The organism is Sporosarcina oncorhynchi (genome assembly GCF_033304615.1).
In the GTDB taxonomy this organism is placed as follows: Bacteria; Bacillota; Bacilli; order Bacillales_A; family Planococcaceae; genus Sporosarcina; species Sporosarcina oncorhynchi.
Genome location: NZ_CP129118.1, coordinates 3,448,642 through 3,472,627, shown reverse-complemented (window position 1 = coordinate 3,472,627; position 23,986 = coordinate 3,448,642). Strand labels below are relative to the sequence as shown.

The following is a 23,986-nucleotide window of genomic DNA, read 5'->3' as shown; positions in this document are numbered from 1 at the left end:
GAGAATCCAAGTTGAACGAAGCCCAATTTGTAGAAGCATTGAAAGAGCAGGGAATTGTCTTAACAGAAAAGCAATTACTACAATTTAACAAATATTTCCAAATGCTTGTGGAATGGAATGAGAAAATGAATTTGACGGCTATAACTGACCAGCCATCTGTATATTTAAAGCACTTTTTTGATTCAATTTCAGCAGCATTCTATGTAGATATGACTGGAAAAAGATCTATTTGTGATGTCGGAGCCGGAGCTGGATTTCCCAGTATTCCCTTAAAAATCTGTTTCCCTGAACTATCAGTAACAATTGTAGATTCATTGAATAAACGAATTTCATTCCTAAATGAACTGGCAAGTGAATTACAGCTTGATCACGTCAACTTCGTTCATTCAAGAGCTGAAGACTTTGGCCAGGACCCTAAATACCGTGAAGAGTTCGACATTGTAACAGCGCGTGCCGTTGCAAGATTATCCGTCTTATCTGAGCTATGTGTTCCACTTGTAAAAGAAGGTGGCGTTTTCATCTCCATGAAAGGTGCTGCGGCGGAAGAAGAATTACAAGATGCTAAAAAAGCAATAGCTGTTCTAGGCGGAGAACTAGTTAATGAATTTTCATTTAATTTACCGATGGAAGAAAGTGAAAGAACAATTTTTCTTTTCAATAAAACAAAAAAGACACCGAAGAAGTATCCACGTAAGCCTGGCATTCCAAATAAAACACCAATTGTTTGATTGTTTCACGTGGAACATATCGCTTATCTATTTTCACTTTTTGAAGTATGATAAAGTTATAGATTCTACCCTTTAATAAGTAATACAGAGGATATATAATAGATATGACGAAATAGCTAATTAGCAGTTTTGTAAAGGTGGTGCCGGGATGAAAAATACGTTTTCGCGCTTTTTTGGCAATAGTGAAAAGGAAACTGATTTACCTGAGACAGAAGTAGTCGTTGCGCAAGAACAGGTAGATCAAGTGGATATTAATCTCATCAAGCCGAATAAATATCAGCCGCGTACAATTTTTTCTGAAGAAAAAATTGAGGAATTAGCGCGCACAATTCATACACATGGGGTAATTCAGCCAATCGTCATTCGTAAAACCGATGAGGGTTATGAAATCATTGCGGGTGAACGAAGATTCCGAGCGATGAAAAAGCTTGGTTGGACGGAAGTGCCAGCAATTATTCGTAATTTGGACGACAAAGAAACAGCTTCTATTGCATTGATAGAAAACTTACAACGAGAAGAGCTAACTTCGATTGAAGAAGCTTATGCGTATGAGAAGTTACTGGAATTGCATAATTTGACGCAAGAAGCCTTGGCTCAACGTTTGGGAAAAGGGCAGTCAACGATTGCTAATAAGCTGCGTTTATTAAAGTTACCTGAAGAGATTAAGAATAAGATTCTTACGAAGGAACTTTCTGAGCGACACGCGCGTGCACTCATTTCGATTAAAGATACAGAATTGCAATCGAAAATATTTCACCAAGCAATTGAAGAACAATTAAACGTGAAGCAATTGGAAGAACGTATTCAATTAGCGCTCAACCCTGTAGAAGAAGAAAAGACGAAGAAGAAGCCCGTCAAAAGAAAATCAGTCAGTAAAGATGTACGTATCGCCTTAAATACAATTAGGCAGTCATTGCAACTTGTTACAAAAAGCGGTATTGCGGTTAAAACAGAAGAAGAAGATACTGAAGACTTTTACACGATTACTGTTAGAATTCCTAAGAAGAAATGATCTTATACATTATATAAGCCTCTGCGACTTGTCAGAGAAGACTCTTGCTTCAATGGAGCAGGAGTTTTTTTGCGCGAACCATTACCATGTGCAACGTTTTTTTGATAAACTAGTAATAAGCTTTAAAGTCTGCAAAAATGATGGATTTTACGGCCACGCAGCCCGTTTTACATCTTAAGCAGGGAAAAGCTTTACAAGAGATTACGATTCGTTTGTTACGGACGAGTGAGAAAGCAGGTGCAAGCGTGGGTAAAATTATTGCAATCGCCAATCAAAAAGGAGGAGTTGGAAAAACAACCACTTCTGTGAATTTAAGTGCTTGCCTTGCCCATATCGGCAAAAAAGTTTTGCTGATAGATGCTGATCCACAAGGAAATGCAACAAGTGGGGTAGGGGTCAATAAGGGAGATGTGCATCAGTGCATCTATGATATGTTAATCGATGATGTCAATATAAAAGAAGTCATTCACCATACAAAAGTTGAGAACTTAGATATCGTGCCAGCTACGATTTCTTTAGCAGGGGCAGAGATTGAACTTGTATCTACAATATCGAGGGAAGTCCGCATGAAGCATGCCATCCAGGATGCTAAAGCAATGTATGATTATATTATCATCGATTGTCCACCGTCTTTAGGGCTCTTGACGATTAATTCATTGACAGCTGCTGATTCAGTTATCATTCCAGTCCAATGCGAATATTACGCTTTAGAAGGACTTAGTCAATTACTGAGCACAATCAGACTGGTGCAAAAGCATTTGAACGAAAACTTAATGATAGATGGTGTCTTATTGACAATGTTTGATGCCCGGACAAACTTAGGAATTCAAGTCATTGAAGAAGTGAAAAAGTATTTCCAAGATAAAGTGTACAAAACGATCATTCCTCGTAACGTACGATTGAGCGAAGCGCCAAGCCATGGAGAACCGATTATCATTTATGATTCAAGGTCGAGAGGCGCAGAAGTATATTTAGAGCTGGCAAAGGAAGTGGTGCACAATGGCTAAAGGATTAGGAAAAGGGTTGAATGCTTTATTTCCCGATGAGTCATTAACGAAAGCTGAAAAAGTCGAGAGTATTCGATTGAAGAGCATTAAAGTGAACCCTTATCAGCCAAGGAAATTATTCGATGAAAATGCAATTCAAGAATTGAGTGAATCGATTAAGGAACACGGGGTTCTGCAACCAATCATCGTACGAAAAGTAAATACGATGTATGAAATCGTTGTAGGAGAAAGACGTTTTCGTGCTGCAGGCTTGGCGGGATTGGTTGAAATCCCAGCTGTTGTTCGTCAATTAACAGATGAACAGTCGATGGAAATGGCAATTCTAGAAAACTTGCAACGCGAAGACCTGACACCTATTGAGGAAGCAGAAGCGTACCAGAAACTAATGGACAACCTTAGTTTAACTCAAGAACAGCTCGCATTTCGTTTAGGAAAGAGCAGGCCCCATATAGCGAACCATCTTCGTTTACTAAGTTTACCAGACGTTGTGCGTAAACTGATCATGGATGGAAAGTTGTCGATGGGCCATGGCCGTACACTTCTTGGCTTACGCAAGAAAGAGCAAATTATTCTTACTGCTGAAAAAACGATGAATGAAGGTTTGAATGTCAGACAATTGGAACGACTTGTCCATAAAATGAATGAGGATGTTCCACGTGAAACAAAACCTGAGAAGAAAAATATTTTCTTAGAAGAACAGGAAACAAACTTGCGTGAATATTTCGGTACAAATGTATCGATAAAAAAGACCAAAAACAAAGGGAAAATTGAAATCGAGTTTTTCACTGAGGAAGATCTTGAACGAATTCTTGAGTTATTGAACGAATAAGCATGTACCTATTTTGCTCATACTGCAAAATAGGTATTATTTTTAGTAAACGGAAGTGAGCACCTTGGTTTTATTCGGCTCCATTGTAAATATTGTTTTAATCATTGTTGGTACGTTAATTGGCCGTTTTCTATCGAACATACCTGAACGGATGAAAGAAACAGTAATGTACGGAATCGGATTGGCAGTCGTTGCAATCGGAATCCAGATGACATTTGAAAGTAATCAGATTTTAATCGTGATTATTAGTATTGTTCTAGGTGCTGTTGTAGGAGAGTGGATAGATCTTGATGGGAAGATTAATCGTCTAGGTAAATGGCTTGAAGTAAAATTGCCATCAAAGAAAGAAGGGCCAGGAATTGCACAAGGTTTCGTAACGGCGACGTTAATCTTCGTTGTGGGTTCAATGGCAATCCTGGGAGCCATTGACAGTGGATTGCGTAATGAGCACGATGTATTAATTATGAAGGGGATACTGGATGGGTTTACATCAATTATTCTTAGTTCTACACTTGGAATAGGTGTACTATTCTCTGCCGTCCCAGTATTTATTTACCAAGCAACCATTACGTTGTTGTCAACGCAAATCAGTCGGTTTGTACCTGATGTACTATTGGATTCATTCATAGCTGAGATGACAGCGGTCGGCGGTCTGATGATTGTCGGGATTGGTTTGAATCTAATAGGGATTACAAAAATCCGTGTTGCGAATCTCATTCCAGGCATTGCGGTTGTTGCTGTTATTGTGACAATTGTTCATTTTTTGTTCTGAAACGACCATAAGCGAGTTGCAACGCACGCGAGATGACACGGCTCATTTCAAACGATAAATGCAAACGAGTACTTTGCAACACAGCTTGTTCCATGAATCCAGCTATATTGACGACACCTTTAATGGATAAATCTCCGACTGGAGGCAAGTCCTTTCCGACGGCTTTGCCAGGGTAAAGTGGTCCATTATGAAACAACAGATGGCCGATGGAATCACTTCTGCCTAGACAGGCGTCGATGGCTACGATGTATGTGGAAGGATCAGAAGAAATCTTTTCATCTAACTGCTGACGTAAGTTTAATGCATGCAGAGGTTTTTCAAGTGTGCCAACGACAGAGAAGGGAAACAGCTTCGATTCTGCCAGAAGAGACCCTGTCAGAGGACCGAGTGCGTCACCTGTTGAGCGATCCGTTCCGATGCAAAAAAAAGATAAGGATTCCCGTTCAAAAGGAATATGTTGAAGAAAGTATGAGCTGAGTTTCCAGACGGCTCCGGTTTCATTGAAATGAAGTCGATAATCATAATCGATAGATTGAGCTGAGTGCATGACAAAACTCCATTCTAGGTTTTATTTCTTAATGTATTGATTGTTTAGCAGTATACGCAGCTGTGATGCAATTTATACGGAAAGGATGTTGGCAATTGTCGACAGTGACAGATAAGAAAGCTGAGAAAGACGCATGGGATCAATTCGGTCGTTATGTATTTGATGAAGATACATGGATTCATTTTGGCTTGGTTGCTCTGAAAATCGTTTTTATTATCCTGATTTCAATGATTATCGTGAATGTTGGAAAACGGATTATTAAAAAGGTCTTTATGATTAAACTAAAAGGCCCGTTACGTAAAGAGGAACGGCGTGAACGGACACTATTAAAACTGTTGGAAAATACGCTGACATATGTTGTATACTTCTCGGCCATCCTTTCAATCCTTCAGGAATTTTCAATAGATGTGAAAGGATTGCTTGCAGGAGCCGGGGTGTTGGGACTAGCCGTCGGTTTTGGAGCGCAAAGTCTTGTGAAGGATGTAATTTCAGGTTTCTTCATCCTGTTTGAAGATCAGTTTTCAGTAGGGGATTATGTCAAGATAGGTACAGCAGAAGGACAAGTGGAAGAAATCGGTCTGCGGACGACAAAAATCAAAAACTTCACAGGGGAATTATTCATCCTGCCGAATGGTACAATCGCACAAGTCGTCAACTACTCTCTTAAAAATTCGTTGGCCATCGTAGACGTGACGATTCCTTTTGAACAGGGGATTGAGCGTGTGGAGAAAGCGATTGATCAGTACTTGGAGACGATGAGCAAAAACAATTCCGATTTGCTTGGAAAGCCAAGATTAGTTGGTGCGTATGACTTTACAGATGAAGCCGTCATTGAACGGATTATCGTGGAGACAAAACCTATGCGTCACTATGACATTGCCAGAGCAATCAGCATGGGATTGAAACCGCATCTGGAACAGGAAGGGATTCAAATTCCATATCCCGCCCTGATCACTAAGAGTTTCGATAATCGTTAAGGGCAGGGGTGAGTATGATGAACGAAAAGGAATTTCAGTTGAATGACGTAGTGGAAATGAAAAAACCACATCCTTGTGGGACTAATGCCTGGAAAATCATCCGGATGGGCGCAGATATACGCATCAAATGCGAAGGTTGCGGACATAGTGTTATGATCCCTCGGAATGAATTCGCCAAAAAGATGAAAAAGGTACTCGTCAAAGCGGAACCTGAAGATTAATTAGACAGGAACGTTAAGTATTCCTATAATAGAAGAGTTGCATAAATTATTTTGAAATTGACCTATATGAAAGGTTGGGAAATAGATGGCGTTAACAGCAGGAATCGTTGGTTTGCCGAACGTCGGTAAATCTACATTATTCAACGCAATTACAAAGGCAGGCGCAGAGGCTGCCAACTATCCGTTCTGTACAATCGATCCGAACGTTGGAATCGTTGAAGTACCGGATGAAAGACTGGAAAAGTTAACGGAACTGGTCGTACCAAAGAAAACAGTACCGACTGCTTTCGAGTTTACAGATATCGCGGGTATCGTCGAAGGAGCAAGTAAAGGGGAAGGTCTTGGAAATAAGTTCCTATCCCATATTCGTGAAGTTGACGCAATTTGCCAAGTCGTACGTTGTTTTGAAGATGAAAATATTACGCACGTATCAGGTAAAGTCAATCCAATCGATGATATCGAAGTCATCAACCTTGAACTTATACTTGCAGACATGGAAAGTGTCGACAAGCGTCTAACGCGCGTTACTAAAATGGCGAAGCAGAAGGACAAGGATTCCATGGCGGAAGAACCGGTACTTCTTAAATTCAAAGAAGCCTTTGAAAATGAACAACCGGCACGATCTGTCGAACTTACTCCAGAGGAATACAATATCATTAAAGGTATGCATCTGTTGACAATCAAACCGATGCTTTACGTGGCTAACGTATCCGAAGATGAAATTGCAGATGCAGAGAATAATGAATATGTGAAAATGGTTCAGGAATTTGCCAAAAAAGACAGTGCAGAAGTGATCATTGTCTGTGCAAAAATCGAAGAGGAAATGGCGGAGCTTGACGATGAGGAAAAAGCAATGTTCCTTGAAGAGCTAGGTATTAAGGAATCAGGTCTTGATCAATTAATCAAAGCGGCGTATCATTTACTCGGTTTGGCAACATATTTCACAGCAGGTGTACAGGAAGTACGTGCCTGGACATTCATCAAAGGCATGAAAGCACCACAATGTGCCGGTGTTATTCATACAGACTTCGAACGTGGTTTCATCCGCGCTGAAACAGTTTCATACGATGCGCTTGTTGAAGCAGGATCAATGGCAGCTGCAAAAGAAGCAGGCAAAGTCCGTCTAGAAGGTAAAGAGTACATTGTTCAAGATGGCGACGTCATGTTGTTCAGATTTAACGTATAAGAGTTATTATGGGAAAGCCTGGTTGTGTACTTACGACTTGGCTTTTTTGTATAGGCAGAAGTGTAAGATAAGCGATCATCTGTTTTAGTAAAACAGGAAGAATAAAATGCACGATAGTAGGGAAGTGAAGGAGAAAGTAGCCGCAGACTCGGGAGGGAATGGAAATGGATACAAAGGAAGCGCAATTAAGGCATCATCTTGCCACATTGAATCCGGACAAGAATATCAATAAACTGTTTGAAAAAGGTGTAAAGGTTGGTATTTATGGTTCGTCTTTTGACCCTGTAACGAATGTCCACTTATGGACTGCTTCGACAGTCGCTCATCGAAAGAAACTAGATTACGTCATCTTTTTACCGTCTTCAAGTAAACGTACCGATAAACAGTTGCAGACGAATGATATCCATCGGCTTGAAATGTTGAAATTGGCGGTAGCCTCCAATCCGAAATTCATCGTGGATGATTACGAATTAAATGTTTTGCCGGGGAATCAATATACGTATTACACGATGCAACACTTCAAAGAGACCTTCCCGGCTAGTGAATTCTATTTCATCATGGGTGCTGACTTGTTAGTTGATATTGCGGCGGGTAAATGGAAATGGGCGGAAGCGCTACTAAACGAGAACAACTTCATCGTTATGGCGAGAAGCGGCATAGATGTGCTGGAGACGATCTCGAAGTCTTCATTGTTGAGAAATCTCGATGATGGTCGTTTTCAGCTACTAGATAAAGGCCTTGCAATGGAAATCAGTTCAACCTATATACGTGAGGAATTTGCACGCGGCGGGGAACCACAGTATTTATTGCCAGGTGCTTGTTATGATTATATTAAAGAGAATCATCTTTACAGAGAAGAGATTTAAATTGGTTGTTTGATGAGCGTCCTAGTAAGTATAGGGGCGCTCGTATTTTTGTAGGACGGGATTAGCGTATAGGGAACTGTGCATGCTTTTATCGCGCGTCTGTACTGCCCCGGCTGCGCCCGTAAATGAGGCATTGGTGCTCGTACTAATGGCGTGTCGCCCGTAATGGCCTTGGCAGCGCTCGTAATACATAAAATGCGCTCGTAACTGCCTCGGCGGCGCTCACAATATCGGGAGCCGCGCCCGTATTTACTCTAGCCGCGCCAGAAAAAAAACTGGAGCTGCCCACTTCTATCCAACCGAACTAAAGTCAGCTTCAATATCTCATATCCCGTAATCCGCTCAAGTTCGCCCCAAAACCGCTCAACCTAGTGCGTAATCCGCTCAAGTTCGCCCCAAAACCGCTCAACCTAGTCCACAATTCGCTCAAGTTCACCTCAGAACCGCTCAACCTAGCCCGTAAACCGCTCAACCTCACCTCAAAACCGCTCAACCTAGTCCACAATCCGCTCAACGAATCTCATCAATCCACTCGCTCAGGCTTATACACATACAATCGCGGTAACTCAGGGTCATCTTTTACAACCCAATCATCTGGCAACCTCCGTAATTCCTTATACATGGCGAAGTCACCAGCGGCACCACCGATTAGGAATGCAGCAAGACCTATAAGCACGCCATTCTCTAATACAAGGCCAAGGACCGCCGGAACGACTCCCGTTGTCCAGAAGGGAAGCAAGAGTGCTTTGCGGATGGCTTTGTTCGTCATCAGTTTATTCGTTGTCGCATAAGCGATACCCATTTTTAAGTTGACACCGACGATCATACTTTTCCAAGGTACCTTCCCGAAGATGCGAAAGCCTAGTAGATGGAAAAGTTCATGCAGGACAATTAAAAAAACATAGCCAATAATGAAACTGAGGAAAGTCCATAGTGTAAATGTAAAAGAAAACTCTCCTTTAATAAGTACGAGTGCACTCAGTAACAAGATCCACGAAAGTCCAGTGAGCCATAAACCGCTTTTCGCAACTTTTGGCAAATCAATTTCGATGAGTTTATCAGGTTCTCTAGTCATCTCCATAGCCATTCACTCCTTCCTTAAAGTATACACAAACAAATAGTTGTATGTCTTGATGTATTGTGATAAAATATGATGATGTGAGTAATAAACATTACTTACTCCTTGCCCACCGTCATAAGTGGGCCCAAGTCCATAAGGAGGTGACTACAGATGAGAAAGTACGAAATTATGTACATCATGCGTCCATCATTGGAAGATGAAGCGAAGAAAGCATTGATCACTCGTTTCGATGAAATCCTAACTTCTAACGGAGCGGAAATCATCGAGTCGAAAGAGTGGGGCAAGCGTCGTCTTGCTTACGAAATCGATGAATTGCGCGAAGGCTTCTACCAATTGGTAACAGCGAACGCAGGTACTGAAGCAATCAACGAATTCAATCGTCTTGCGAATATCAATGAAGATATCATTCGTCATATGGCTATTCGTTTAGACAAATAATCCATATAGAAACGAAAAAAGGGAACTTGAAATTGATGAGGGAGGTTGCATCTGATGATTAACCGTGTCGTTTTAGTTGGCCGATTGACAAAAGATCCTGAACTTAAGTATACACAAGGCGGTGTAGCGGTTACTCGCTTTACACTTGCGGTCAACCGTACATTCTCGAACCAACAGGGCGAGCGTGAGGCTGATTTCATTAACTGTGTAACTTGGAGAAAACAGGCAGAGAATACTGCCAATTTCTTGCGTAAAGGAAGTCTTGCCGGAATCGAAGGCCGTATTCAAACGAGCAGTTTCGATGGACAAGATGGTAAGCGTGTCTTTATGACGGAAGTCGTAGCAGACAGCGTACAATTCCTTGAACCACGCAGTGCAAATTCTGAGAGATCGGGCGGAGCTGCTCAAGGCAGTGCACCACAAAACGATCAACCATATTATCAGAACCAGCAGCAGAACCAACAATATCAACAACCGAACCAACAAAACTATACACGTACTGACAATGATCCGTTTTCAACGGGCAGCGGTCCGATCGAAGTATCGGATGACGATTTGCCGTTCTAATCCGTTATCATCAGTGACGTAGTTCAAGTAAGGAGGGAAAGCGATATGGCACCACGCCGTGGAGGTAAAAGAAGACGTAAAGTCTGCTATTTTACATCAAACAACATTACACATATCGATTATAAGGACACAGATCTACTAAAGAAATTCGTTTCTGAACGTGGTAAGATCTTGCCTCGCCGTGTAACTGGTACAAGCGCGAAATATCAGCGTAAATTGACGACTGCTATTAAACGTTCACGTATCATGGCACTTCTTCCGTTCGTTTCGGAAGAAAGATAAGTTAAAACATCCAACCGCCTTGTGGTTCCGGTCTATCCGGTCTGCAGGCGGTTTTTTCATAACGACATAAACGTAAGTGGCAGTTCATACCGTGTTTGCTAGTATGCTGTCTTTGGTTTATAGATGTTAATCATGATACAATTGCAATAGCTCACATTTTTTTGTAGGTAAAATTCAGTCCGTTGACTGGACGGAGGAAATGACTCATGCAACACCAATCTCAAAAAATTACATATGGTGCAATGATGATGGCTTTTTTCACGGTTCTGCTTGTCGGTGCGTTTTATATACCGCTGCTCGGTATCATAATTATGTTGCTTATACCACTTCCCATCATCCTATATCGTTTACGGTATGACAGAAGTTCTACAGTATTTGTCATACTTGCAGGTACTTTGCTGACGTTGTTGATAGGCGGAGTTCCGGTTATTCCGTTTGCTTTTGTTTTCGGTTTATTGGGCTTCCTAATTGCTGAATCATTGCAACTTGGCAAATCAAAAATCTACACATTCATGGCTTCTGCCTTATTTTTTATTATCATTGGTATGGTCTTTTACGTCGTTGGTGTCTTCTTATTCGACTTCAATATTGTGAATGAATTGTTCGACATCCTTGAAAACACGAGGGCGGAACTGATCACTTATTTCGAAGCTGCAGGCATGGCACCACAGCTATATGAAGGTGTTATTGAAAATGCGTTTGTATTTTATCGATCAGCAGTCCCAGCCATCTTTATCCTAGGTGTATTTGTTTTCACCTATATGATGGTCATTCCGAACTTCGAAGTTTTAAGAAGGCTTGGCCATAATGTGCCGAGGTTTTCACCTTTCCGCACATTAAAGTTGCCTGTTATCCTGATCTTCGTCTATGGCGTGACAATCCTCCTGCCGTATATTACGGACTTGAAACCTGAGTCGTCACTCTACTTGATGTACATCAATGCCACTGTCATTTTACGAACGTTGCTGCTGATTCAAGGACTATCCCTGATTTTCTATATCATGCACAGAATGAAAGCACATTGGGTGTTAACATTCTTCACAACATTGCTCGCTATAGCATTCAGCCCGATTACAACACTTTTAGGAATATTGGATATCGGTATGAATGTAAGGAGCTTTATTGAAAAAGACAACAGGAAGTAAGGAGATGATACAGTGAAATCTTTTTTTAGAAAAAGAACCATCCGCTATCCGTTGGCTGTCATTTCTCTACTTGGATTAATTGCAGCCGTCCTTATATTCCTGTCGAACTTCTGGGTAGGTCTCCTATTCAGTATGACGTTCCTCCTGTCTATCGGCATCGCATGGAAATTGGAGGACCAAACGTATTTGGAAACGGAAAAGCATATTGAATCCCTCTCTTATCGTATGAAAAAGGTGGGGGAAGAGGCATTGTTGGAACTTCCTATTGCTATTATCCTTTTCAATGAAAAACATACAGTCGAATGGGCAAATCCCTATGCGGGAAAGGTCTTTGGCAAGGAAACGCTAATTGGAGACGATTTAGTCGAGCTGTCGGATACTTTTAAGACCATCCTTAAGAATGAGGAATCGAAAAACATACATGTAAAGGTAGGCGACTTGACATATAAAGTTGTCTACCGTATAGAAGAAAAGCTTATCTATCTGTTTGATGTCACGGAGAAAGTGGAAATGGAATCGTTGTACTACGAAGATCGCACCGTGCTTGGCATCATGCTCATCGACAATTATGATGAACTTGCACAGACGATGGATGACCAGACTCGTAGCCAACTCAATTCATTAGTCACCTCGCTTGTGAACAGTTGGGCAAGTGATAATGGCATATTCGTGAAAAGAATTGCTTCCGACCGCTTTATCGCTGTCTTCAATGAAGCAATTTTGGCGGAACTAGAAACAGCTAAATTCACAATCCTCGATGATATAAGAGAGAAGACAGCAAAGGACCATTCCGGCATGACATTGAGTATTGGTGTCGGAACCGGATCTGCCACGCTGACAGAACTTGGTGAACTTGCTCAATCAAGTCTAGACCTCGTTCTAGGCAGGGGCGGTGATCAGGTTGCGATCAAACATACCGACGGAAAGCTGAAGTTCTTCGGCGGCAAGACGAACCCTGTTGAAAAACGGACGAGGGTACGTGCCCGTGTCATATCCCATGCTTTGCGCGATCTTATCCAAGGGAGCGACAGGGTACTGATAATGGGGCATAAGATGCCGGATATGGATGCAATCGGTGCTTCGATTGGCGTCCGGAAAATGGCCCGAATGAACAATATCGAAGGTCAGGTTGTTCTTAATTTTGATGAGCTGGATGGCAGTGTCACTCGTCTGATGGATGAGATTAAAAAGGATGATGAGTTGTATAACCAGTTCATTGATCCGGAAACGGCATTAGCTTCCGTGACGGAAAAAACACTGCTTGTTATCGTTGATACACACAAGCCAAGCATGGTTATCGATGAACGGCTCATCGCCAAAGCGGAAAAGGTTGTTGTCCTGGACCACCATAGACGTGGTGAGGAGTTTATTAACAATACGATGCTCGTCTATATGGAGCCTTATGCATCTTCAACCGCTGAACTTGTGACAGAATTACTGGAATACCAGCCGAAGCTTGAAAAACTGACGATGCTTGAAGCAACAGCTTTGCTTGCGGGGATTGTCGTTGATACGAAAAGCTTCACGTTACGGACAGGTTCAAGGACTTTTGAAGCGGCCTCCTACTTACGGACACTTGGCGCAGATACGGTCCTCGTACAACGTTTATTGAAAGAGGACATCGAGACGTATATTGAACGCTCTAAAATGATTGAGACTGTGGAACTGTCTTCGACCGGAATTGCCATAGCAAAAGGCGAGGACGGTGTCGTTTACAGCTCCGTGCTCATCGCACAAACCGCAGACATCCTGTTGACTATGAAAGACGTCATCGCATCGTTTGTCATTGCACTGCGTGCAGATGGTAAAATCGGAATTAGTGCCAGGTCACTAGGCGAATTAAATGTTCAACTCATTATGGAAGAGCTTGGCGGCGGTGGACATTTGACAAATGCTGCTTGTCAGTTAGAAGTGGAAACAGTGGAAGACGCAAAGGCTTTATTGGATAAAGCAATAACAGATATATTGGAAAGGGGAAATTGAAGATGAAAGTTATTTTCTTGAAAGATGTAAAAGGAAAAGGTAAAAAAGGTGAAGTGAAAGAAGTATCTGTCGGGTACGCACAAAACTTCTTGTTGAAAAACAAAATGGCGATTGAAGCGACTCCCGGGAACTTGAGTCAACTTGCAGGTCAACAGAAACGCGTGGAGAAAGATGCCGCTGAGGAGTTGGCAGAAGCGAAGGAACTGAAAACACTCATTGAAACAAAAACTGTTGAAATGAAAGCAAAATCTGGCGAAGGTGGCCGTTTATTCGGATCCATCACAAGTAAACAGATTGCTGATGCATTGAACAAGCATCATAAAATTAAAGTCGATCGCCGGAAAATGGAACTGCCAGACGCGATCCGTGCGCTCGGGTTTACGAATGTGCCAATAAGATTGCATCAGGACGTTACAGCTACGCTTAAAGTACATGTAACTGAAGAATGATAGGGAGCGATACTGATGGACCAAGTGTTTGATCGTGTCCCCCCGCATAATAACGATGCCGAGCAATCAGTCATCGGAGCCATCTTTCTACAGCCAGAAGCACTGATTACAGCATCGGAGATCCTGCTGGCGGACGATTTCTACCGTACCGCTCATGAAAAAATCTTTAACACGATGCTTGTCCTCAGTGACCGCGGTCAAGCAATTGACGTCGTAACTGTCACAGAGGAGCTTTCTGCGAAGAAAGAGCTTGAAGACGTCGGTGGCATTTCTTATCTGATGGAAATTGCAAATGCGGTACCGACCGCTGCGAACATTGAATACTATGCCAAAATTGTAGAAGAGAAGTCCCTTCTGCGCAGACTAATTCGCGTAGCGACAAACATTGTCGAAGAAGGATTCACTAAAGAAGATGAAGTGGATGCAGTTTTATCTGAAGCCGAGAAGCGCATCATGGAAGTATCCAGTCGTAAAAACGCAGGAGACTTTAAACATATTAAAGACGTCCTTGTTGAAACGTATGATAATATCGAAATTCTTCATACACGAAAAGGGGAAGTAACCGGTATTCCAACGGGATTCCGAGACCTTGATAAGATTACGGCTGGTTTCCAACGTAACGATTTGATCATCGTAGCAGCTCGTCCGTCTGTTGGTAAAACCGCATTTGCGTTGAACGTGGCGCAAAACGTAGCTACTAAAACGGATGAAAACGTCGCGATTTTTAGTCTTGAAATGGGAGCCGAGCAGCTCGTCATGCGTATGCTTTGTGCGGAAGGAAATATCGATGCGCAAGTACTGAGGACCGGTAACTTGGAATCCGAAGACTGGCGGAAACTGACAATGGCAATGGGCAGCTTGTCCAACGCCGGGATTTTCATCGATGACTCGCCTGGTATCCGCGTCAATGAGATACGCTCGAAATGCAGACGTTTGCAACAAGAGCACGGTCTTGGAATGATTATGATCGATTACTTGCAACTCATCGCGGGCAGCGGCCGTTCAGGTGAAAACCGACAGCAGGAAGTATCCGACATTTCACGCTCATTAAAAGCATTAGCGCGTGAATTGAAAATTCCTGTCATAGCTCTGTCCCAGCTCTCTCGTGGTGTTGAACAGCGACAAGATAAACGGCCGATGATGTCCGACTTGCGTGAATCAGGGAGTATTGAGCAGGATGCCGATATCGTCTCATTCCTCTACCGTGAAGATTATTATGATAAAGAAACAGAGAATCAGAATATGATTGAAATTATCATCGCTAAGCAGCGTAACGGTCCGACTGGAACAGTGACGCTCGCTTTCGCAAAAGAATATAACAAGTTCTTAAATATTGATTGGAGTCAGCATGAAATGCCCTCCTATGAATGAATATATCTGAAAAGCCTCGATGAGCTAATACTCATCGAGGCTTTTGTATGTAAAGTCTATCCATTATATGTAAAATATTAAGTATATATGGTAGTAATACTACAAATTCATTACAAAGACATGTAAAGTGACAAGACACCGAGCAAATATGGTAGATTGAAGAGGCGTGAAAATCTTTCAGTATGATAAGCGACTCATATAGGTTGCTAGGTCGGAAGGAGTCTTAACATTGTTTTTCAAGAAAGAGAACTCGATAGAACATAAAAATAGTAGTTCATTATATAAGAAGATTCAAAAGCTTGGAATGGTAACAATATTATTTGCAGGTTTAAGTATCAGTTCAGGTTTCGCAAATGAACCTGAGGATAAGTCATCCTTGCATACCGTGTATCATGTTTATTCAGAAGGAAAATATGTAGGCGCGTTATCTGATGATAAGAAATTGGAGCAATTGAAAGAGGAACGGTTGGAGAAAGCGGCTTCCGAATTTGCAGAACTGCCTTTGATTATTGGAACTGACTTATCTGTCGTACCGGAAAAGGTCTTTTCCGTTGGAGCAGATGATGCGTTAGTTTTAGGAAAACTACAAGATATGTTAACGGTGGAAGCTGAAGCAGTCGGTATTCAGATCGGAGACGAGACACCACTCTACGTAAAAGATCTGAATGATTATGAACAAGTGATCCGAAAACTAAAATTACAGTCAGTTACTGAGCAGGAACTGGCAGAATTCGAAAACCGCCAACAATCTACTGAGCCTATACCCGCCTTGAAAGAGTCTGAAACACGTCTGACTGAAGTACGTCTCAGTCAACCGATTCAATCAGTTGAAGGAGAAACGCCTCCAAACCTCGTCCGAACGGTGGATGAAGCAATGACGTTGTTGAATAAAGGCACCTTGGAAGAAAAGAAGTATGCGGTACAGGCAGGAGACGTACTTGGCACGATTGCGAGTGCGCACGACATGTCTTCCGATCAGTTAATGGAACTGAATCCTGGTGTGACACACAGTACAATCCTTCAAATCGGGCAGGAATTGAATGTGACGATTCTTGCACCTTTTATTGAAGTAGAAGCGATTTATGAGTCAAAAGAAATCCAACCCATACAATTCAAGAAGATGACCGAGAAGGACGAAACGCAATATAAAGGTGAAGAGAAAGTAAAGTCCGTTGGTAAAGACGGCAAGAAGTCGGTTACCTATAGCGTCCGTAAGAAAAACGGTGAAGTGATTGGCAAGTCTGTGGCAGAAGAGCATGTCCTTGAAGAACCTGTCCATGAAGTAACGATTGTCGGTACGAAAGTAGTGCCTTCACGTGGTACAGGAAACTTTGTATGGCCGGCAGATGGTGGCTACGTATCAAGTCAAATGGGTAAAAGATGGGGCCGCGTGCATCAGGGAATTGATATCGCACGCCCTTCAACCCGCTCTATTTTTGTCGCTGACAATGGTGTCGTGACAAATGTCGGCTGGCATAGCACATACGGTAACCGTATCGTTGTTACGCATAACAACGGCTATGAGACGCTTTATGCGCATCTGTCATCGATTGATGTGAAAGTAGGACAAACGGTACCACAAGGAACCAAGATAGGCGTTATGGGGTCTACAGGACGTTCAACAGGCATCCATCTTCACTTTGAAGTGTACAAGAACGGATCGAATATCAATCCGTTAAGTGTGTTACGATAGTTTATAAGGAATGGAGACGGAACAGGTATCTGTTACTGTCTCTTTTTTTTTATACCTTCATAGCTATTATAGTCCAGCTGCGGATGGCAGCGTCTCGGGTCGCTTCAACTTATAGGTAAAAGGCAAAGAGCAAAGAGCGCCTTTTCCTATAAGTCTCCAGCGCCTGTCGCCGCTTAGCGCCCTCCTTCGCTTTGTTATAGTCTAGCTACGGATGGCAGCGTCTCGGGTCGCTTCAACTTATAGGTAAAAGGCAAAGAGCGCCTTTTCCTATAAGTCTCCAGCGCCTGTCGCCGTTAGCGCCCTCCTTCGCTTTTTTATAGTCCAGCTACGGATGGCAGCGTCTCGGGTCGCTTCAACTTGTAGGTAAAGGCAAAGAGCGCCTTTTCCTATAAGTCTCCAGCGCCTGTCGCCGCTTGACGCCCTCCTTCGCTTTGTTATAGTCCAGCTACGGATGGCAGCGTCTCGGGTCGCTTCAACTTGTAGGTAAAGGCAAAGAGCGCCTTTTCCTCCAAGTCTCCAGCGCCTGTCGCCGCTTAGCGCCCTCCTTCGCTTTCTTATATTCCCCAGGAAATATATTGACGAAATAAGTAGAAGGATTATTTTGATTGAAATAGAATAGAGTTAGCTAAAGTATAGCTAGGTAAGTGCGTTCTGAACGTATTAATGATAAAGTTAGAGAACAAAGATAGGGTCGCCAGTGGGCGGGAAAGGGAATGAATTATGCAAAATAAAACGATTCTTGTCGTAGATGATGAAAAACCAATTGCTGATATATTAGAGTTTAACTTGAAGAAGGAAGGTTTCATCGTCCATTGTGCGTATGATGGCGAGGAAGCGCTTGAGAAAGTTGAGGAAGTTCAGCCGGATATCATGCTACTCGATATTATGCTGCCGAAAAGAGATGGCATGGAAGTGTGCCGAGAAGTACGGAAAAAATATGATTTCCCGATTATCATGCTGACAGCCAAGGATTCGGAGATTGATAAAGTTCTTGGGCTTGAGCTTGGTGCTGACGATTATGTAACAAAACCGTTCGGTACGCGGGAACTGATTGCCCGGGTGAAGGCTAATTTACGCAGACATTCGAAAACATTGTCGGAAGAACAAGAAGAGACTTCGAATGAAATAACAGTCGGCAGCCTGGTCATTCAACCAGATGCGTATCTTGTTCAAAAGCGTGGGGAGTCAATTGAGCTGACACATCGTGAGTTCGAATTGCTCCACTACTTGTCGAAGCATATCGGGCAAGTAATGACGCGAGAACATTTGCTTCAAACGGTGTGGGGATATGATTACTTTGGAGATGTGCGGACAGTCGACGTGACGATTCGCCGTTTACGCGAAAAAATCGAAGATGTCCCGAGTCATCCAACTTGGATTGTGACTAGACGTGGTGTCGGTTATTATTTGCGTGATCCAGAACAGGAGTAAACGAAATGCAGAAAGTGGGCTTCTTTCGATCTATCCACGTAAAATTCGTGTTGATTTTTATTATGCTCATCCTTGTCGCGATGCAAATCATCGGGCTTTATTTCGCGAGGGAATTAGAAGAGACGTTAAAGACAAACTTCAGGACATCAGTAATTGACCGGATGAATTTGGTCGAATTCAGTGTGCGTGAAGAAATGATGAAAGATCGTACGGACGATCCGGAACTCGAAAGGAGTTTACGGACCGTCCTTTCGGGCTTTAACTCAGGAGATATTAATGAAATTCGTGTCATTAACTCCAAATACCGTATCCTTGCAACTTCTGCTTTGGACAACCAGTCCTTGGTCGGACAGCGTTCTATGGAAGATAGTGTTCGAAGGGCGATTTCATCTGAATCTCCTTCAGAAACAATTCATTTTGATCCAACCCTTAGAAAACGAGTCATGGTATTGGTGATGCCAATTGAAAATAATTCCGAAATCATTGGCACACTCTATGTAACAGCAAACATTGATAAAGTGTTTAAGCAAATCGATGAGATTAATCAAATTCTTGCAAAAGGTGTGGCAGTTTCATTATCCATTACGATTGTGATTGGTATTTTCATTGCTCAGACATTTACGAGACCGATATCGGATATGCGAAGACAAGCTCAAGCGATGGCACAGGGGAACTTCTCTCGGAAAGTTCATGTATATGGTGACGATGAAATGGGCCAGCTGGCGATAGCATTCAATCATTTAACGAATCAGTTGCAGGAATCGCAATCGACAACGGAAAGTGAACAGAGAAAATTAGCTTCTGTTCTGGAGAATATGACGGACGGTGTCATTTCCACAGACAGGAAAGGCCGTGTCAGCTTGATCAACGATTCTGCCCTTATGATGCTGCGCATGACACGCGATCTTGTTTTAAATCGGCCGATTTCTAGCATTTTAGGGCTTGAACAAGAGTATTCATTCGAAGATCTGATCCAAGTAAGGGATTCAATTGCGCTCGACTTCAGTACACAGGAAGAGCCATATATTTTACGGGCGACATTCTCCGTGACACAGAGAGAGACCGGTTTCGTCAATGGACTAATTGTCGTATTGCATGACAATACCGAGCAGGAGAAAATTGATATGGAGAGGCGCGAGTTCGTTTCGAACGTTTCCCATGAATTGCGGACACCGCTCACAACCATGCGCAGTTATTTAGATGCATTGACGGATGGTGCTTGGAAAAACGAAGAGATTGCGCCCAATTTCCTACGGGTTACCCAGACGGAAACAGAGCGGATGATTCGGCTCGTCAATGACCTGCTAAAATTGTCACGGATGGATAGTAAAGAGTACGAATTGGATACAGAATGGGTAGAATTTAATCATTTCTTCAATTCGATTATTGAACGGTTCGAGTTTTCGAAGTCACAAAAAGTACATTTTAAAAGGTTGTTGCCTTCTACGGATCTATTCGTGGAAATAGATACAGACAAAATGACACAGGTTATGGATAATATTATTTCGAATGCATTGAAGTATTCTCCTGACGGGGGAGATGTCCGATTTGGTGTGACAACATCCGGCACGTTCATCAAAGTGATGATTTCAGATGACGGACTTGGAATACCAAAAGCGAATGTCAATCGGATATTTGATCGATTTTACCGCGCTGACCGTGCCAGATCCAGAGCAATGGGTGGCACAGGACTTGGACTAGCTATCGCCCGCGAAATGATTATTGCGCACGGCGGGGAGATTTGGGCTGAAAGTGAAGAAGGAAAAGGAACGACCGTCTTCTTCACATTGCCATTTGAACAACAAGAGGACGGTGAATGGGATTGAAATATATTGAACCGATCAAGTCAATCGTCCTGTTGCTGCTCGTCCTGTTGAGCATCACATTCACCTTGTCCATCTGGACGTACACACCAAGGCTTGATCCAATCGAGCAGTCGCCAACAGTGGACATTTCGATTGGTCAACGTAAAAACGTCAAGGAAATTATTAAACCGTATAAGTTTATGATTAAGAACGATGAGTTTATGAGAGGTACGACAGAGCAGTTAGACATCGATCAGATTGTCAATGAAATGGCGACATGGAAGATCACTCAACTACTCCGCAATCCAGTGGAAATGAACAAAAAGCAAATGAATGAATTTTTCCGACAACAGAATCAGTTTACACTCTACTTTCAAGGAGATGTTCCACTTTCGGTTTATGATGAAATTTTAGAAATAGAAGAGGTCAATATTCCGCAGTTTAGTTTTGACCGATTAGTTGTGAAGTGGAACCCGAAGGATATCTCGTTTGAAGTCCACTTTCTAAACCGTGCTTCGGGCATTCATTATTATGGTAGAGTGACTCCAATAGACACAATGAAATCATATCGCAGTCTCGTTGTTGGCAGTGAAGCGTATAAGAATTACGCAGAAGTCCTCCAACCAGATGGAACTTATTTGGCAGTATCTAATGAATCGCTAACTATACAAAAGTTGACCTATTTCCAAGAAGAACTTAGTCCGACCCGTTTCCGTGATGCGTTGTTCAATGATCCAAATGCTGTCAGACGAAGCCAGGTCGATGCAACGCATGAGGAATTCGGTGACGATCATGCTTCCATGATTGTCGATACTGATTTGAAGATGCTTAATTTTGTTCATCCCGCAGCAGAAACAAGTGAGTCGATTAAGCCATCAGAGTTGTTAATTGATGTGATTGACTCCATCAACGAGCACGGTGGATGGACGAATACGTACCGATTTTCTCATATCAATCCTTCATATAGATACGTGAAGTTTCAATTGTTTACGGAAGGCTATCCTGTTCACAGCAACGCAAAGGAAACGACGGAAATTGCACAATTTTATGGAGATGACCGCGTATTCCGGTATATCCGTCCGTATTACATGCTTGACGATCCATTGAGTGAAGAGGTAGAGCTTCCATCCGGCGTGTCAGTTGCGAATGCTTTGATGAATTCTGATCAGTTGGATTTTGGAACAGTTGAAGAGATTTCTGTTGGTTATATGATGAGGCATGACCCTGAACAGCGGGTTTATGTAATGGAGCCTTCCTGGTTCTACCTAGTCAAAGGTAATAAAAATTGGAAACAGTATACACCTGAGCAAGATGGAGGTGAGCAATATGGATTGGAATAAAACGAAAACGATTTTTATTGTTGTCTTTTCCATCTTGAATATTTTCCTTTACTCGCTCTATTTGAAGCAACATACAGAAACGCAAAACGTACAAACTATCGGGAAGACATCTATCGAGGAATTGATGAAACAAGAAAACATCACCTATAACTTACCGCAAGCAGTCAAAAATGATTTTTCTTATATCTCCGCAAATATTAAAATGTTTTCGAAGGAAGAACTGGAATCGTTAGTAAGCCAGTCCATTATCATTGTTGATAATACACAGATCGAATCCACAATGAATAAACCGATATCGATTCAAAACAGCAAAGGAGATTATCATTTTATAGATTTCCTGACGAAGTATGTATGGAACGGTACGGAATATGAACTGTGGGAAGTCGATAAGAAAAACCAATCTGCAATGTTCTTCCAACAGGTAGACGGTGAACCGATTTTCTACAGCACGAACGCGATGTTGATTATTCATTGGAATGAAGAGCATGAAGTGACTAAATATGAACAGCGTATGTTAAAAGATTTCACTAGTTTTAACAAGAAAAAAGATTTGATGACACAAGACGAAGCCGTAAGTTCACTTGTCACACGAGGATATGTAAAACAAGATTCCAAGATTTTACGTGTGATTCCAGGCTACTCCACACGCGTTCAACTGACGACTGAAACTCAAGTATTTGCTCCCACATGGAATATTCGTGTAGAATTGAAAGATGGTAGCATCGAGGAACATTTCATCAATGCGATAGAAGGTAAGGTAATAGACTTCCAATTCGAGAAGATGGAAGAAGACAATCCCGATGAAGAGCTCGACGATGATGAAGTCGATGAATAAGGAGTTTTTAACATGCGTTTTAGTGTGCTCGCAAGCGGCAGTACGGGCAATTCTATATATGTAGAAAATGAAAATCATGCATTTTTAGTCGATGCAGGACTGAGTGCAAAAAGAATGGAGCAACAACTCGCTAGTATTGGACGGTCAATGGCAAATGTAGACGGTATTTTTGTCACCCACGAGCATAGTGATCATATTAAAGGAATTGGTGTACTTGCTAGACGTCATAAAGTTCCAATCTATGCGAATGAAAAAACATGGATCGCAATGGATGGCCTTGTCGGAGAGATTCCTCTGGAACAACGTTTTCATTTTGATATGGAAACGTCCATGTCATTTGGTTCGATCGATATCCAATCTTTTGCCGTGTCCCATGACTCCGTCGATCCGATGTTCTATGTATTTTACGAGAACGATCGCAAGTTGTCCGTCATCACGGATACAGGCTATGTCAGCGACCGGATGAAAGGCCATATCCAAGCTTCCGATGCGTATGTGTTCGAAAGCAATCATGACGTAAGCATGTTGCAAATGGGCCGCTATCCATGGTCAGTGAAGCGACGTATTCTAAGTGACGTTGGTCACGTGTCCAACGAGGACGCAGCAATCGCCATGAGTGAAGTCGTCGCTGAAAAAGAGACAAGTATTTACCTATCTCACTTAAGCAAAGACAACAATATGAAAGACCTTGCTAGGATGAGCGTTTCGCAAACATTGGAATCCTGCGGTATCCGAGCCGGCGAATTTGTTCATCTGTTTGACACCGATGCCGAAAAGCCAACAGAGCTTGTACCTGTTTGAATGAACAAAACCTCGCCTTCGGGTGAGGTTTTTTGGATTCGTCGGGAGAGGAGAAAATGATTTCTTTGATTGCGGGATAGCGAGGTGGATTTGCTCAACCTTGTGCCGTATCCGCTCAACCTGAGGCTTGAACCGCTCAACCTGTAGCCTTATTCGCTCAACATAGAGCCGGAATGACTCAATCCGTTGATAATATAAGTGCACTGGTATTTTCAGCAATTCCACACGCCTGAATAGTACCGTCATGCGCCCATAAAAGTCTAATCCGCGCTCGTAAATCCCGGTTATGCGCCCATAAAAATCTAATCCGCGCTCGTAAATCCCGGTTATGCGCCCATAAAAGTCTAATCCGCGCTCGTAAATCCCGGTCATGCGCCCATAAACGCAAAACCCGCGCTCGTAAATCCTGGTCATGCGCCCATAAAAGTCTAATCCGCGCTCGTAAATCTCGGTTATGCGCCCATAAAAGTCTAATCCGCGCTCGTAAATCCCGGTTATGCGCCCATAAAAATCTAATCCGCGCTCGTAAATCCCGGTTATGCGCCCGTAAAAGTCTAATCCGCGCTCGTAAATCCCGGTCATGCGCCCATAAAAGCAAAATCCGCGCCCGTAAATCCCAG

Annotated in this window: 24 protein-coding genes; 22 read left to right on the top strand and 2 right to left on the bottom strand. The window is 42.5% G+C overall.

What is annotated here, in order from left to right:
- Positions 1 to 11: 11 nt before the first annotated feature.
- The 5 genes from rsmG (at position 12) to QWT69_RS17200 (ending at position 4,348) form a co-directional block, all read left to right on the top strand.
- Positions 12 to 728 carry a 16S rRNA (guanine(527)-N(7))-methyltransferase RsmG gene (gene rsmG / locus QWT69_RS17220; protein ID WP_317967797.1) on the top strand — a complete coding sequence of 239 codons (717 nt, stop codon included), beginning with the start codon at positions 12 to 14 and terminating at the stop codon, positions 726 to 728.
- 148 nt (positions 729 to 876) lie between these two features.
- The gene (gene noc, locus QWT69_RS17215) at positions 877 to 1,740 is read left to right on the top strand and encodes a nucleoid occlusion protein (protein WP_317967795.1); all 864 of its coding nucleotides are present in this window, start codon (positions 877 to 879) and stop codon (positions 1,738 to 1,740) included.
- A gap of 245 nt (positions 1,741 to 1,985) precedes the next feature.
- Positions 1,986 to 2,747 (top strand): ParA family protein, encoded by a 762-nt coding sequence (locus QWT69_RS17210; RefSeq protein WP_317967793.1) that lies wholly within the window; start codon positions 1,986 to 1,988, stop codon positions 2,745 to 2,747.
- Positions 2,740 to 3,576: a ParB/RepB/Spo0J family partition protein gene (locus tag QWT69_RS17205; protein WP_317967791.1), complete on the top strand. Its 837-nt coding sequence runs from the start codon at positions 2,740 to 2,742 to the stop codon at positions 3,574 to 3,576. Before QWT69_RS17210 ends, QWT69_RS17205 begins: the two co-directional genes overlap by 8 nt.
- A 64-nt stretch (positions 3,577 to 3,640) precedes the next feature.
- A complete protein-coding gene (locus QWT69_RS17200) occupies positions 3,641 to 4,348 on the top strand; it encodes a DUF554 domain-containing protein (RefSeq protein WP_317967789.1) in 708 nt (235 codons plus the stop codon).
- On the opposite strand, the gene yyaC is transcribed toward QWT69_RS17200, so the two are convergent.
- Positions 4,317 to 4,895, bottom strand: coding sequence for a spore protease YyaC (gene yyaC / locus QWT69_RS17195; RefSeq protein ID WP_317967787.1), 579 nt, complete (start codon positions 4,893 to 4,895; stop codon positions 4,317 to 4,319). The two genes, QWT69_RS17200 and yyaC, sit on opposite strands and share 32 nt — an antisense overlap.
- Before the next feature lie 104 nt (positions 4,896 to 4,999).
- On the opposite strand from yyaC, the gene QWT69_RS17190 reads away from it, so the two are divergent.
- The 4 genes from QWT69_RS17190 to nadD all read left to right on the top strand — a co-directional run bounded on the left by QWT69_RS17190 (position 5,000) and on the right by nadD (position 8,145).
- Complete coding sequence (locus QWT69_RS17190; RefSeq protein ID WP_317971168.1) at positions 5,000 to 5,872, top strand: mechanosensitive ion channel family protein; 873 nt, start codon at positions 5,000 to 5,002, stop codon at positions 5,870 to 5,872.
- Positions 5,873 to 5,889: 17 nt separating this feature from the next.
- On the top strand, positions 5,890 to 6,093 hold the full coding sequence (locus tag QWT69_RS17185; RefSeq protein WP_317971166.1) for a DUF951 domain-containing protein: 204 nt from the start codon (positions 5,890 to 5,892) through the stop codon (positions 6,091 to 6,093).
- Between the two features lie 85 nt (positions 6,094 to 6,178).
- Positions 6,179 to 7,279, top strand: coding sequence for a redox-regulated ATPase YchF (gene ychF / locus QWT69_RS17180; RefSeq protein WP_317967785.1), 1,101 nt, complete (start codon positions 6,179 to 6,181; stop codon positions 7,277 to 7,279).
- Positions 7,280 to 7,443: 164 nt separating this feature from the next.
- Positions 7,444 to 8,145 (top strand): nicotinate-nucleotide adenylyltransferase, encoded by a 702-nt coding sequence (gene nadD, locus QWT69_RS17175; RefSeq protein WP_317967783.1) that lies wholly within the window; start codon positions 7,444 to 7,446, stop codon positions 8,143 to 8,145.
- 523 nt (positions 8,146 to 8,668) lie between these two features.
- Here nadD and QWT69_RS17170 read toward each other — a convergent pair.
- A complete protein-coding gene (locus QWT69_RS17170; protein ID WP_317967781.1) occupies positions 8,669 to 9,226 on the bottom strand; it encodes a DUF3267 domain-containing protein in 558 nt (185 codons plus the stop codon).
- Between the two features lie 150 nt (positions 9,227 to 9,376).
- On the opposite strand from QWT69_RS17170, the gene rpsF reads away from it, so the two are divergent.
- From rpsF to QWT69_RS17105, 13 genes are all read left to right on the top strand, one after another.
- Positions 9,377 to 9,664: a 30S ribosomal protein S6 gene (gene rpsF / locus QWT69_RS17165; protein WP_317967779.1), complete on the top strand. Its 288-nt coding sequence runs from the start codon at positions 9,377 to 9,379 to the stop codon at positions 9,662 to 9,664.
- 54 nt (positions 9,665 to 9,718) lie between these two features.
- Positions 9,719 to 10,231 (top strand): single-stranded DNA-binding protein, encoded by a 513-nt coding sequence (gene ssb, locus QWT69_RS17160; protein ID WP_317967777.1) that lies wholly within the window; start codon positions 9,719 to 9,721, stop codon positions 10,229 to 10,231.
- Positions 10,232 to 10,276: 45 nt separating this feature from the next.
- Positions 10,277 to 10,513, top strand: a complete 237-nt coding sequence (rpsR, locus tag QWT69_RS17155) for a 30S ribosomal protein S18 (protein WP_191693869.1) — start codon at positions 10,277 to 10,279, stop codon at positions 10,511 to 10,513.
- Between the two features lie 206 nt (positions 10,514 to 10,719).
- On the top strand, positions 10,720 to 11,658 hold the full coding sequence (locus QWT69_RS17150; RefSeq protein ID WP_317967774.1) for a DUF2232 domain-containing protein: 939 nt from the start codon (positions 10,720 to 10,722) through the stop codon (positions 11,656 to 11,658).
- A 12-nt stretch (positions 11,659 to 11,670) separates the two neighbouring features.
- The gene (locus tag QWT69_RS17145) at positions 11,671 to 13,641 is read left to right on the top strand and encodes a DHH family phosphoesterase (RefSeq protein WP_317967772.1); all 1,971 of its coding nucleotides are present in this window, start codon (positions 11,671 to 11,673) and stop codon (positions 13,639 to 13,641) included.
- A gap of 2 nt (positions 13,642 to 13,643) precedes the next feature.
- Positions 13,644 to 14,090 (top strand): 50S ribosomal protein L9, encoded by a 447-nt coding sequence (rplI, locus tag QWT69_RS17140; protein WP_317967770.1) that lies wholly within the window; start codon positions 13,644 to 13,646, stop codon positions 14,088 to 14,090.
- A gap of 15 nt (positions 14,091 to 14,105) precedes the next feature.
- Entirely contained in the window at positions 14,106 to 15,461 is a 1,356-nt protein-coding gene (gene dnaB, locus QWT69_RS17135; protein WP_317967768.1) for a replicative DNA helicase, read from the top strand.
- A 229-nt stretch (positions 15,462 to 15,690) separates the two neighbouring features.
- The gene (locus QWT69_RS17130) at positions 15,691 to 17,154 is read left to right on the top strand and encodes a peptidoglycan DD-metalloendopeptidase family protein (protein ID WP_317967766.1); all 1,464 of its coding nucleotides are present in this window, start codon (positions 15,691 to 15,693) and stop codon (positions 17,152 to 17,154) included.
- Positions 17,155 to 17,874: 720 nt separating this feature from the next.
- Positions 17,875 to 18,585 (top strand): response regulator YycF, encoded by a 711-nt coding sequence (gene yycF / locus QWT69_RS17125; protein WP_317967764.1) that lies wholly within the window; start codon positions 17,875 to 17,877, stop codon positions 18,583 to 18,585.
- 5 nt (positions 18,586 to 18,590) lie between these two features.
- The gene (walK, locus tag QWT69_RS17120) at positions 18,591 to 20,411 is read left to right on the top strand and encodes a cell wall metabolism sensor histidine kinase WalK (protein ID WP_317967762.1); all 1,821 of its coding nucleotides are present in this window, start codon (positions 18,591 to 18,593) and stop codon (positions 20,409 to 20,411) included.
- Positions 20,402 to 21,730, top strand: coding sequence for a YycH family regulatory protein (locus tag QWT69_RS17115; RefSeq protein WP_317967760.1), 1,329 nt, complete (start codon positions 20,402 to 20,404; stop codon positions 21,728 to 21,730). Before walK ends, QWT69_RS17115 begins: the two co-directional genes overlap by 10 nt.
- Complete coding sequence (locus QWT69_RS17110; protein ID WP_317967758.1) at positions 21,717 to 22,565, top strand: two-component system regulatory protein YycI; 849 nt, start codon at positions 21,717 to 21,719, stop codon at positions 22,563 to 22,565. Before QWT69_RS17115 ends, QWT69_RS17110 begins: the two co-directional genes overlap by 14 nt.
- A gap of 12 nt (positions 22,566 to 22,577) precedes the next feature.
- Entirely contained in the window at positions 22,578 to 23,366 is a 789-nt protein-coding gene (locus tag QWT69_RS17105) for an MBL fold metallo-hydrolase (protein ID WP_317967756.1), read from the top strand.
- Positions 23,367 to 23,986 lie beyond the last annotated feature (620 nt).

What these genes read in the sequence shown, in the direction of transcription:
- noc (WP_317967795.1), top strand. Translation starts at nt 877, where the DNA reads ATGAAAAATACGTTTTCGCGCTTTTTTGGCAATAGTGAAAAGGAAACT.
- QWT69_RS17205 (WP_317967791.1), top strand. Translation starts at nt 2,740, where the DNA reads ATGGCTAAAGGATTAGGAAAAGGGTTGAATGCTTTATTTCCCGATGAG.
- yyaC (WP_317967787.1), bottom strand. Translation starts at nt 4,895, where the DNA reads ATGCACTCAGCTCAATCTATCGATTATGATTATCGACTTCATTTCAAT.
- QWT69_RS17185 (WP_317971166.1), top strand. Translation starts at nt 5,890, where the DNA reads ATGAACGAAAAGGAATTTCAGTTGAATGACGTAGTGGAAATGAAAAAA.
- ychF (WP_317967785.1), top strand. Translation starts at nt 6,179, where the DNA reads ATGGCGTTAACAGCAGGAATCGTTGGTTTGCCGAACGTCGGTAAATCT.
- nadD (WP_317967783.1), top strand. Translation starts at nt 7,444, where the DNA reads ATGGATACAAAGGAAGCGCAATTAAGGCATCATCTTGCCACATTGAAT.
- QWT69_RS17170 (WP_317967781.1), bottom strand. Translation starts at nt 9,226, where the DNA reads ATGGAGATGACTAGAGAACCTGATAAACTCATCGAAATTGATTTGCCA.
- rpsF (WP_317967779.1), top strand. Translation starts at nt 9,377, where the DNA reads ATGAGAAAGTACGAAATTATGTACATCATGCGTCCATCATTGGAAGAT.
- ssb (WP_317967777.1), top strand. Translation starts at nt 9,719, where the DNA reads ATGATTAACCGTGTCGTTTTAGTTGGCCGATTGACAAAAGATCCTGAA.
- rpsR (WP_191693869.1), top strand. Translation starts at nt 10,277, where the DNA reads ATGGCACCACGCCGTGGAGGTAAAAGAAGACGTAAAGTCTGCTATTTT.
- QWT69_RS17150 (WP_317967774.1), top strand. Translation starts at nt 10,720, where the DNA reads ATGCAACACCAATCTCAAAAAATTACATATGGTGCAATGATGATGGCT.
- rplI (WP_317967770.1), top strand. Translation starts at nt 13,644, where the DNA reads ATGAAAGTTATTTTCTTGAAAGATGTAAAAGGAAAAGGTAAAAAAGGT.
- dnaB (WP_317967768.1), top strand. Translation starts at nt 14,106, where the DNA reads ATGGACCAAGTGTTTGATCGTGTCCCCCCGCATAATAACGATGCCGAG.
- yycF (WP_317967764.1), top strand. Translation starts at nt 17,875, where the DNA reads ATGCAAAATAAAACGATTCTTGTCGTAGATGATGAAAAACCAATTGCT.
- walK (WP_317967762.1), top strand. Translation starts at nt 18,591, where the DNA reads ATGCAGAAAGTGGGCTTCTTTCGATCTATCCACGTAAAATTCGTGTTG.
- QWT69_RS17115 (WP_317967760.1), top strand. Translation starts at nt 20,402, where the DNA reads ATGGGATTGAAATATATTGAACCGATCAAGTCAATCGTCCTGTTGCTG.
- QWT69_RS17110 (WP_317967758.1), top strand. Translation starts at nt 21,717, where the DNA reads ATGGATTGGAATAAAACGAAAACGATTTTTATTGTTGTCTTTTCCATC.
- QWT69_RS17105 (WP_317967756.1), top strand. Translation starts at nt 22,578, where the DNA reads ATGCGTTTTAGTGTGCTCGCAAGCGGCAGTACGGGCAATTCTATATAT.